This is a genomic window from Dietzia aerolata (genome assembly GCF_014144865.1).
GTDB classification, from domain to species: Bacteria; Actinomycetota; Actinomycetes; order Mycobacteriales; family Mycobacteriaceae; genus Dietzia; species Dietzia aerolata.
On record NZ_JAALDM010000212.1, the window covers coordinates 1 to 10,128 of the forward strand.

Annotated in this window: 12 protein-coding genes and 1 pseudogene; all 13 read left to right on the top strand. The window is 69.9% G+C overall.

What is annotated here, in order from left to right; translation table 11 throughout:
- Window positions 1-346, top strand: a pseudogene (locus G6016_RS12205) (hypothetical protein); the annotation flags it as partial.
- 126 nt (window positions 347-472) lie between these two features.
- The gene (gene ffh, locus G6016_RS12210; RefSeq protein ID WP_182632918.1) at window positions 473-2,047 is read left to right on the top strand and encodes a signal recognition particle protein; all 1,575 of its coding nucleotides are present in this window, start codon (window positions 473-475) and stop codon (window positions 2,045-2,047) included.
- A gap of 205 nt (window positions 2,048-2,252) precedes the next feature.
- Window positions 2,253-2,747, top strand: coding sequence for a 30S ribosomal protein S16 (rpsP, locus tag G6016_RS12215; RefSeq protein ID WP_182632919.1), 495 nt, complete (start codon window positions 2,253-2,255; stop codon window positions 2,745-2,747).
- A 5-nt stretch (window positions 2,748-2,752) separates the two neighbouring features.
- Entirely contained in the window at window positions 2,753-2,995 is a 243-nt protein-coding gene (locus G6016_RS12220) for an RNA-binding protein (RefSeq protein ID WP_182632920.1), read from the top strand.
- A 38-nt stretch (window positions 2,996-3,033) separates the two neighbouring features.
- Window positions 3,034-3,567, top strand: a complete 534-nt coding sequence (gene rimM, locus G6016_RS12225; RefSeq protein WP_182632921.1) for a ribosome maturation factor RimM — start codon at window positions 3,034-3,036, stop codon at window positions 3,565-3,567.
- A gap of 29 nt (window positions 3,568-3,596) precedes the next feature.
- Entirely contained in the window at window positions 3,597-4,403 is an 807-nt protein-coding gene (gene trmD / locus G6016_RS12230) for a tRNA (guanosine(37)-N1)-methyltransferase TrmD (protein WP_187354550.1), read from the top strand.
- 203 nt (window positions 4,404-4,606) lie between these two features.
- Window positions 4,607-4,948, top strand: a complete 342-nt coding sequence (rplS, locus tag G6016_RS12235) for a 50S ribosomal protein L19 (RefSeq protein ID WP_182632923.1) — start codon at window positions 4,607-4,609, stop codon at window positions 4,946-4,948.
- Window positions 4,949-5,010: 62 nt separating this feature from the next.
- Complete coding sequence (gene lepB, locus G6016_RS12240) at window positions 5,011-5,787, top strand: signal peptidase I (protein ID WP_182632924.1); 777 nt, start codon at window positions 5,011-5,013, stop codon at window positions 5,785-5,787.
- Complete coding sequence (locus G6016_RS12245; protein ID WP_380023419.1) at window positions 5,784-6,473, top strand: ribonuclease HII; 690 nt, start codon at window positions 5,784-5,786, stop codon at window positions 6,471-6,473. Before lepB ends, G6016_RS12245 begins: the two co-directional genes overlap by 4 nt.
- Window positions 6,470-6,775, top strand: a complete 306-nt coding sequence (locus G6016_RS12250; protein WP_007632861.1) for a DUF2469 domain-containing protein — start codon at window positions 6,470-6,472, stop codon at window positions 6,773-6,775. Before G6016_RS12245 ends, G6016_RS12250 begins: the two co-directional genes overlap by 4 nt.
- A gap of 96 nt (window positions 6,776-6,871) precedes the next feature.
- On the top strand, window positions 6,872-7,321 hold the full coding sequence (locus G6016_RS12255; RefSeq protein WP_338403599.1) for a YraN family protein: 450 nt from the start codon (window positions 6,872-6,874) through the stop codon (window positions 7,319-7,321).
- 2 nt (window positions 7,322-7,323) lie between these two features.
- Window positions 7,324-8,841 (top strand): YifB family Mg chelatase-like AAA ATPase, encoded by a 1,518-nt coding sequence (locus G6016_RS12260; RefSeq protein WP_182632928.1) that lies wholly within the window; start codon window positions 7,324-7,326, stop codon window positions 8,839-8,841.
- Complete coding sequence (gene dprA, locus G6016_RS12265; RefSeq protein ID WP_182632926.1) at window positions 8,841-10,046, top strand: DNA-processing protein DprA; 1,206 nt, start codon at window positions 8,841-8,843, stop codon at window positions 10,044-10,046. The genes G6016_RS12260 and dprA overlap by 1 nt, the downstream gene beginning before the upstream one ends.
- Window positions 10,047-10,128 lie beyond the last annotated feature (82 nt).

Here is a 10,128-nt window from a genome sequence, read left to right on the forward strand (position 1 = left end):
CGACCCGCGCGTGCTCGCCACGGACCTGCGCCGGACGATCGACTCCGGCCTGCCCGGCCCCATGCGCGCCGCGCTCGCGCGGGCCACCGAGCACCATCCGGGGGACACGCCGGTGTCCGTGCTGGTCAGCGCCAGATCCGACGGGGACGGGGTGATTCTCGAGGTCCGTGCCCGGGACCGGCCGGGGCTGTTGGCCCAGATCGTCACGGCCGTGCTGGGGGCCGGCGCGAGGATCGACTGGGTCGTGGTGCGAACGCGGGGATCGGCGGTCGAGGACGCGTTCGCGCTGTCGGGCCCCGGCGCGGTGCTGAGCACGGCGGCGGTTGTGGAGGCGGCACTGTCCTGATCTCGCACGGACGCAATCGACCTCAGCGTGTACCGGGGCGCGCGGTGCCGATACCCTGTGTGGAGTCGTCGCCGACGACACCGAGGCCTGGAGCAGGCCCCGGCCGCGAACCAGGGAGCTGTTGCCGTGTTCGAATCCTTGTCCGACCGCCTCACAGGTGCGCTCAAGGACCTGCGTGGCAAAGGCCGGCTCAGCGACGCCGACATCGACGCGACGGCGCGCGAGATCAGGCTCGCGCTGCTCGAGGCCGACGTGGCGCTGCCGGTCGTGCGCACCTTCATCTCGCGGGTCAAGGAGCGGGCCAAGGGTGCCGAGGTCTCCGAGGCGCTCAACCCGGCGCAGCAGGTCGTCAAGATCGTCGACGCCGAGCTCACGGCGATCCTGGGCGGTGAGGCGCGGCGGATCGAGTTCGCCAAGCAGCCCCCGACCGTGATCATGCTGGCGGGCCTGCAGGGTGCGGGTAAGACCACGCTCGCCGGCAAGCTCGCGCACTGGCTCAAGGGGCAGGGTCACACGCCGCTGCTCGTGGCCTGTGACCTCCAGCGTCCCGGCGCCGTGGACCAGCTCCAGATCGTCGGTGAACGCGCCGGGGTCCAGGTCTTCGCGCCGCACCCCGGTACCTCCGTCGGTGGGGACGGCGAGGTCGTGGGCGTCCAGGAGCCCGTCTCCGTGGCACAGCGCGGACTCGCGCACGCCCGCGCCAAGATGCACGACATCGTCATCGTCGACACCGCCGGCCGGCTCGGTATCGACGACGAACTGATGGCCCAGGCCCGCGGGATCCGTGACGCCGTCCAGCCCGACGAGACCTTCTTCGTCCTCGACGCCATGATCGGTCAGGACGCCGTCATCACCGCCGAGGCGTTCCGCGAGGGCGTCGGCTTCACCGGCGTCGTCCTCACCAAGCTCGACGGTGACGCCCGGGGCGGCGCCGCGCTCAGCGTCCGCGAGCTGACCGGCACGCCGATCATGTTCGCCTCGGACGGCGAGAAGCTCGAGGACTTCGACGTCTTCCACCCGGAGCGGATGTCCAGCCGGATCCTCGGCATGGGCGACGTGCTCTCGTTGATCGAGCAGGCCGAGACCGTCTTCGACGCCCAGGAGGCGGAGAAGACCGCCGCCAAGATCGGCTCCGGCGAACTGACCCTCGAGGACTTCCTCGACCAGATGCTGATGATCCGCAAGATGGGACCGATCGGCAATCTCCTGGGCATGCTGCCCGGCGGCAAGGAGATGAAGGACGCCGTCGGGGACATCGACGAGAAGTACCTCGACCGCATCCAGGCCATCATCCGCGGCATGACCCCGGAGGAGCGGGCCAATCCGAAGGTCATCAACGCCTCCCGCCGCCAGCGCATCGCCAAGGGATCCGGCGTGACCGTCACCGACGTCAACCAGCTGGTCGACCGGTTCTTCGAGGCGCGCAAGATGATGAGCCGAATGGCCGGCCAGATGGGCATGCCCGGCGGCAACCGGAAGAACCAGCGCAAGGGCAAGAAGGGCAAGAAGGGTAAGGGCCGCGGCCCCACCCCGCCCAAGAACAGGGGAATGATGCCCGGCGGCATGCCGGGAATGCCCCCGGGGATGCCCGGCATGCCCGCCGGGATGCCGGACCTGTCGCAGATGCCGCCCGGCCTGGACCAGCTGCCGCCGGGTCTCGAGGGGATCGACATCAACGACCTGAAATTCCCCAAGCGCTGACCGGGCGGGCCGATTGGTCCCGGGGGGACCGGCCGGTCTAGACTGGATCGCTGGACGCCGTCACCGGTTGGTGCGGCCCGTGCTCGCAGCACGGACCGCGGCCTGCGCCGAACGGCGGTCACCCGCAAGGCGAAACCGAACCCCGCAACCAGTGCGGGCGTTGCCGAATCGCCACGTGACCTGCAACAGAAAGTGAGACGCCCACATGGCCGTCAAGATCAAGCTCACCCGCCTCGGCAAGATCCGCAACCCGCAGTACCGCGTGATCGTCGCGGACGCCCGCACCCGCCGCGACGGCCGGTCGATCGAGACCATCGGTCTCTACCGTCCCAAGGAGGAGCCCAGCTTCGTCCAGATCGACTCCGAGCGCGCGCAGTACTGGCTGAGCGTCGGCGCGCAGCCGACCGAGGCCGTCGAGGCCCTCCTCAAGGTGACCGGTGACTGGCAGAAGTTCAAGGGCATCGAGGGCGCCGAGGGCACCCTGAAGGTCGCCGAGCCCAAGCCCACCAAGCTGGAGCTGTTCAACAAGGCGCTCGAGGAGGCCCAGGGCGAGCCGTCCGCCGAGGCCATCACCGCCAAGCGCAAGGCCGACAAGGCCAAGAAGGCCGAAGAGGCCAAGGCTGCCGAGGAGGCCGCCAAGGCTGCCGAGTCCGAGTCCACCGACGGCGAGGCCGCCGAGGCCGAGTCCGCAGAGGCCTGATTCTGATGAACGACATGGTTGTCGACGCCGTCGACCATCTCGTCCGCGGCATCGTGTCGGAGCCCGACGCGGTGTCCGTGCGGGCGAGTGGTGGTCGGCGTGGCACCGTGATCCGGGTCGCTGTCGCTCCGACCGACCTCGGCCGGGTCATCGGTCGGGGCGGACGCACCGCATCGGCGATCCGGACCATCGTCGCAGCCGTCGGCGGTTCCGGCATCCGTGTCGACGTGGTCGACACCGACCGCTGACCAGCGCCACACCCCGCTAGCCGGAGGGCAGGAACACCATGGAGCTCGTCGTCGGACGCGTCGTGAAGTCGCACGGTATCCGCGGCGAGCTCGTGGTGGAGGTCCGTACCGACTCCCCCGAGGAGCGGTTCGCCCCCGGCACCCGGCTCGTCGGCCGCACCGGCCGCGGCCGCACCACCTCCGACCGCGAGGTCACGATCGAAGCCGCCCGGAGTCACTCCGGGCGGCTTCTCGTGCGTCTGGACGGCGTCGGGGACCGCGACACCGCCGACGCCTTGCGCGGAATGCTCCTGCTGGTCGATTCGGACGATCTGGAGGAGCCGGAAGATCCGGACGAATACCACGACCACCAGCTGGTGGGTCTCCGCGTGCTCGACACCAGCGGCGCCGCCCTGGGCGAGGTCACCGAGATTATGCACACCCCGGCCGGCGAACTGCTCGGCATCCGCCTGGCGGACGGTACCGACGCCATGGTCCCGTTCGTGACCGAGCTGGTTCCCGAGGTCGACCTCGACGGCGGCACCTGCGTGATCGACCCGCCGGAGGGACTGCTCGAGCTGGAACGCTCGTGACCACCGCCGATCAAGGCGGCTCGGACCCGCTGCTACGGCTCGACGTCGTCACCGTTTTTCCCGATTACCTCGCTCCGCTCCACCTCGCCCTGCTGGGCCGCGCCGTTGACCGGGGCATCGTGTCCATCGGCGTTCACGACCTTCGCGACTGGACCCACGACGTCCACCGTTCGGTCGACGACACGCCCTTCGGCGGCGGCCCCGGGATGGTCATGCGCCCCACCGTGTGGGGCGAGGCGCTCGACGACCTCGTGGGGTCACCGTCAGTGGACGACTCACCGCCCGAGGTGGAACCGCCCTCACGGGGGGACGACGACGAGCGGCCACTACTGATCGTCCCGACACCCGCCGGGCGACCGTTCACCCAGTCTGACGCCCAGCGCTACGCCCGACGTAGGCACCTGTTGTTCGCGTGCGGTCGATACGAGGGGATCGACCAGCGCGTCGTCGACGAGGCATCGCAGGTGATGGACGTCGAAGAGGTCAGCATCGGCGACTATGTCCTCATCGGGGGCGAGGTCGCGGTGCTGGTAATCGCGGAGGCAGTTGTTCGGCTGCTGCCGGGAGTGCTGGGAAACCGGCGCAGTCACGAGGAGGACTCCTTCTCTGACGGACTCCTCGAGGGCCCGTCCTACACCCGCCCCGAGGTGTGGCGGGACCGAGCGGTGCCGGAGGTCCTGAAATCGGGCAACCACGCCAAGATCGACCGGTGGCGCCGGGACGAGTCCCTGCGACGGACCGCGGAGCGTCGCCCCGATCTCCTGGCCGCCGCGGAACTGGACGCCCGGGATCGTGAAGTCCTCGCCGAGGCGGGGTGGACGCCGCCCGACTCCTGATCGGTGACCGGAGATCGCCGGTCCCGGCCTCCACGGCACTGATTTGGGGCGTGTGCACCGCTGATGGCACACTAGTGGGGTTGATCTTCCGGGCGTGTTGCGCGCCCGGGTACGGTCGCGCTGATCCGGGGCACGAACCGGTAGTCCCACCCAGGTGGGCGCCAGGGTCCTCTGTCCTCATTCCTGACATGCAAGGAACATCAATGAACACTCTCGACTTCATCGACAACAAGTCCCTGCGGGACGACATTCCGGCGTTCCGGGCCGGCGACACGCTTGACGTGCACGTCAAGGTCATCGAGGGCTCCAAGGAGCGTATCCAGGTCTTCAAGGGCGTCGTGATCCGTCGCCAGGGCGGCGGCGTCCGCGAGACCTTCACCGTCCGCAAGGTCTCGTTCGGTGTCGGCGTCGAGCGCACCTTCCCGGTGCACTCGCCCAACATCGATCGCATCGATGTGCTCGTGCGGGGCGACGTCCGCCGCGCGAAGCTGTACTACCTGCGTGAGCTCCGCGGCAAGGCCGCGAAGATCAAGGAGAAGCGCTGATCGCGTAAGAGCGAGTCCAACCGTTCGCCGTCGGCGGCAGGTAATCGACTACGCTCATCCGGGTGAGCAGCACCGAATCGCCCGGACATGACCCCGCAGAGCCGGGGCCCCGTGACAACGGGGCCCCGGCTCGCGGCGTCGAGAAGAAGTCCGAGAAAAAGGGCCAGCCCTGGTACATAGAGATCCCCATGCTGGTGGTGATCGCACTCGTGCTGGTCTTCGTGTTCCAGACCTTCGTCGGGCGGGTCTACCAGATCCCCTCGGAGTCGATGGAGCCCACGCTGCACGGCTGCGCCGGCTGCACCGGCGACCGCATCTTCGTGGACAAGATCAGCTACCGGTTCGGGGAGCCCGAGCCCGGAGACGTGGTGGTGTTCGAGGGCCCGGACTCGTGGAATCAGGCGTACCAGTCCATCCGGTCGGACAACCCCGTGATCCGCACGCTGCAGAACATCGGCGGCGTCATCGGCATCGTCCCACCGGACCAGAACGACATGGTCAAGCGCGTCATCGCCGTCGGCGGGCAGACGGTGGGCGGATGCTCCCCCGATGGCAGGCTGATGGTGGACGGACAGCCGCTGGATGAGCCGTACCTCAACGCGGACCCCACGATCGACCGCAATCCGCTGAATTGTGCCTTCGGGCCCGTCACGGTTCCCGAGGGCAACTACTGGGTGATGGGCGACAACCGGAACAACTCCGCGGACTCCCGATTCCACATGGGCGACGAGTTCCAGGGCACGGTCCCGGGGGAGAACATCATCGGCAAGGTCCAGGCGATCATCCTGCCGTTCGGCCGTATCGGCTCCGTCGAGTCCCCGGACATCAGCGTCGGGTGACCCGGGCACGCCCCACCCCGGTCCTACCGCGTCGGGTTCGGGTGACACGCCGTGACGGACGCCTGGCACTGGAGGCGGCTATCTCCCGTCGCGGCCTCGGCCCGGCGGCCGGGGTGGACGAGGCGGGCCGGGGCTGCTGTGCCGGCCCGCTGGTGGTGGCGGCCTGCGTCCTGGGCGACCGGCTGCATCCGGAGCTCGCGGACCTGGACGACTCGAAGCGTCTGTCCGAGGCCACCCGTGACCGCCTCTACGGGGCGATTGTCCGGCGGGCCGTGGCGTTCACCGTGGTGGAGATCGATCAGACTCGCATCGACCAGCGCGGCATTCATCGCTGCAACCTGGAAGGGATGCGCCGTGCGGTCGCCGGCCTCGACCCCACACCGGGGTTCGTCTTCACCGACGGGTTCGCCGTGGACGGGCTCGGGTGCCAGTCCACATCCGTCATCGGGGGTGATGGGGTGGTCGCATCCATCGCCGCCGCGAGTGTCCTCGCGAAGGTGACGCGGGATCGGATTATGGTGGACCTCGACTCGCGGTACCCGGGATACGGGTTCGCCTCCCACAAGGGTTACGGAACCGCACGTCACGTCAGGGCGATCGAGGAGCTCGGTCCCAGCGACATCCACCGCATGTCGTACGCCAACGTCCGTCGCGCCGCGCAGGTGCATTCGAGGAGCAGTAGATGAGCGCCGAGGATCTGGAGAACTACGAGACCGAGATGGAGCTCTCGCTGTACCGCGAGTACCGCGACATCGTCGGGCAGTTCACCTACGTCGTCGAAACGGAGCGCCGCTTCTACCTCGCCAACGCGGTGGAGCTCATCCCGAGGTCGGCTGACGGGGAGGTCTACTTCGACGTCCGGATGTCGGACGCCTGGGTGTGGGACATGTATCGACCTGCGCGTTTCGTCAAGTACGTCCGTGTTCTCACCTTCAAGGACGTCAACATCGAGGAGCTCGACAAGCCCGAGTTGCGGCTCCCCGAGTAGGCCCCGATCCAGGGCTCCCACAGCTGACACACGCGTCCACAGGACGCCTCCCACCCGGCCCGCGAACAGCGGGTCGGGTCTTTGCCGTCCGGCAGGGTGGGCCCCGGCGAACCGGACGGCCCGGCTCGCCGGGAGGGGCGGACGATGTTGGGTGCGGGCGGGTCGAGTGGGGCACGGCGAGGTGGGTCGGATCGTCGCCAACGGATCGGGCGGCTGGGGGAGAAGCACGCGGCAGCGTTGTTCACCGCCCGAGGTGGCGTGGTCCTGGCGCAGAACTGGCATCACCGGAACGGTGAACTCGATCTGGTGATCCTGGATGCCGCCGGCCGGCTGCGGTTCGTCGAGGTGAAGGCCAGAACGGGGACGCAGTTCGGCACGGCGGCCGAGGCGGTGACCGGTTCCAAGCAGCACAAGATTCGCGAACTCGCCACAGCCTGGCTCACCGAGAATCCGACCAGGTGGCGCGAGGTCCACTTCGACGTGGTCGCGGTGGACCTGTCCGATGAGAGCAACCCCCGCCTCGAACTGCTCGAGGACGTGATGTGACGGTGGCGCTCGGACGGACATGGGCCGTGACCCTGCAGGGCGTCGGAGGGCAGTTGGTCGAGGTGGAGGCGGACGTCGGTCGCGGGCTTCCGGGGATCAGCATCGTCGGCCTCGCCGACAAGGCGGTGCTCCAGGCCAGGGACCGGATGCGCGCGGCGGTGGCCAACTCCGGTCTGACTTGGCCTCCCGGCAAGGTCGTACTGTCGTTGTCGCCCGCCGGGATCCCCAAGCGTGGGTCCGGCTTCGACCTGCCTCTGGCCGTGGGCGTGCTGACCGCGTCGGGCGAGCTCCCGGCCTCGGCGTTCGAGGGGACCCTCCTGCTCGGCGAGCTCGCCCTGGACGGTCGGATCAGGCCCGTGCGGGGAGTCCTGCCGTCGGTCCTCGCCGCGCGTGATGCCGGCCTGGATCGGGTCATCGTCCCCGAGGCGAATCTCGCGGAGGCGCGGCTGGTCGCAGGGATCGCTTCCGCCGGTGCCGAGTCGCTGGCAATGCTCGCGGTGTGGGCCCGCGGTTCGGGCGACCTGATCGCCGAGGCGCGGGAATCGCACCGGCCGCACACCCGGGACGACACGGACCTGTCGGAGATCGTGGGGCAGGAGGACGGTCGCCGCTGTATCGAGGTCGCGGCCGCCGGGGGCCACGCCGTTTTGCTGCAGGGCCCACCCGGCACCGGCAAAACGATGCTGGCCCGTCGACTGCCCGGCCTGCTGCCGGATCTGGCCGAGCAGGCGGCGCTGGAGGCCACGGCGATCCACTCGATCATGGGCAGGCTGTCACCGAGGGATCCGCTCCTTCGCCGGCCACCGTTCGTCGCCCCACATTCCGGGGCCTCGGAGGTGGCGCTCATCGGCGGTGGCACGAGTACGCCCAGGCCGGGGGCGGTGTCGCTCGCCCACCAGGGCGTCCTCTTCCTCGACGAGTGCGCCGAGTTCTCGACCAAAGTCCTCGACAGCCTGCGCACCCCGATGGAGGAGGGCGAGGTCCGGATCGCCCGCAGCGAGGGGATCGTCGCGTTTCCCGCACGCTTCCAACTCGTCATGGCGGCCAACGACTGCCCCTGTGGGAGCGCGCGGCCCGATACGTGCACGTGCACCCCGGACGCCAGGCGTCGGTACGGGCGGGCCCTGACCGGGCCGCTGCGGGACCGGATCGACATCGCCGGCCGCACCCTGCCCGTGGGGTCGGGGTTGCTGTCCGTGGGTGAGGTCGAGGATTCGTCGGTGGTCCGGGAGAGGGTGACGACGGCGAGGTCGACAGCAGCCGGACGGTGGGCTGCCTGCGAGGACGCGAACGGGGCGGTATCCAACGCGGACGTCCCTGGCCGGGTGCTCCGGTCCGTGAAAGCCCTGGACAGGCGGGCTCTGCGTCCACTGGACCGGGCTCTGGCCCATGGTGTCCTGTCGCCGCGGGGCGTGGATCGATGTCTGCGACTGGCGTGGACCGTCGCGGATCTGGAGGGGGCGCTCGTGCCGACCGAGTCGCACGTTGCCGAGGCGATGGTGCTGAGGGGAGAGGACTGATGACGGGGGAATTCGACGCGGGCACACCCGTGAGTGACGACGTCCGCGCGGCGTACGCCTACCTCGGTGCGGTGACCGAGCGGCCCACCGCGCAGCTGTGGGATCTGGTCGACCTCGTCGGCCCGGTCGAGGCCGAACAGCGCATCAGGGTCCGGGCGGTGGGGGAGGCGCTCACCGACCAGACGGAGGGGCGATTCGCGCTGGTGGACGGAACCGAACTCATCGGGCGGGCCCACGACGTGGGTGCGCGAATCGTGGTGCCGGGCGACCCCGGGTGGCCGGACTGGCAGCTCGCGCCCCTGGATCGGCCGAGGGGCCGGCGACGCGAGTCCTCCGGTGGGGTGCCCACCGCACTGCGTCCGCTGGGGCTGTGGTGGCGCGGCCCCGCCGATCCGGACCTGGCCCTGCGTCGCACGGTCGCGGTGGTCGGCACCCGTGCCCCGACCTCATACGGACGGGCCGTGACCGCGGACCTGTGTGCGGGGGTGGCTGCCGAGGACTTCACGGTCATCTCCGGCGGTGCGTTCGGCATCGATGCGATGGCACACCGGGCCGTGGTGGGTGCGGGCGGCGCGACGATCGCGGTTCTCGCCGGCGGTGTCGACAGGTTGTATCCCCGCGGCAACGAGGCACTGTTGCAGGAGGTCGCCCGGACCGGTGCGGTGATCTCGGCACAACCGCCCGGCACCGGCGTCACTCGGTACAGATTCCTCGACCGGAACCGCATCATCGCGGCGCTGTCCTCGGCGACGGTGGTCGTCGAGGCGGCCGCCCGCAGTGGTGCCTTGAGCACTGCTGCGTGGGCAGAGGCCCTGGGGCGTCCCGTGGGCGCGGTCCCAGGGCCCGTCACCTCGGTGGCCTCCGTTGGAACCCATCTTCTGATCAGGGACAAGGGCGCGATCCTCATCAGCCGGGCAGCCGACGTGGTGGAACTTGCCGGCGATCTGGGCGAAGTCTCCCCATCGCCGCGCGGGGACGCCTCCACGTGGGACGGACTGGACGACGTGACCCGGCGGATTCTCGAAGCGCTGCCACTGAGCGGCGGCGTCGCACCCGCGGAGGTGGCGGCTTCCGCGGGCGTCTCGCCGGGCACGGCCCGCGCAGTCCTCGGCCGGCTGATGGCGACCGGCGCTGCGGTCCGGGGACACGAGGGGTGGCACCGCTCGGGGGACGGGGGAATTCAGATGAGCCTCCCGGTCGACTGAGCCCGTGCTTGCGTGTTGACCCGAGCGCGGTGATGATTGGTACTCATGGGGCAGGTGGGACGAGACGGCGGCAGCGCGCGGG

What these genes read in the sequence shown, in the direction of transcription:
- G6016_RS12220 (WP_182632920.1), top strand. Translation starts at nt 2,753, where the DNA reads ATGAACGACATGGTTGTCGACGCCGTCGACCATCTCGTCCGCGGCATC.
- G6016_RS12250 (WP_007632861.1), top strand. Translation starts at nt 6,470, where the DNA reads ATGAGCGCCGAGGATCTGGAGAACTACGAGACCGAGATGGAGCTCTCG.
- rpsP (WP_182632919.1), top strand. Translation starts at nt 2,253, where the DNA reads ATGGCCGTCAAGATCAAGCTCACCCGCCTCGGCAAGATCCGCAACCCG.
- dprA (WP_182632926.1), top strand. Translation starts at nt 8,841, where the DNA reads ATGACGGGGGAATTCGACGCGGGCACACCCGTGAGTGACGACGTCCGC.
- rplS (WP_182632923.1), top strand. Translation starts at nt 4,607, where the DNA reads ATGAACACTCTCGACTTCATCGACAACAAGTCCCTGCGGGACGACATT.
- rimM (WP_182632921.1), top strand. Translation starts at nt 3,034, where the DNA reads ATGGAGCTCGTCGTCGGACGCGTCGTGAAGTCGCACGGTATCCGCGGC.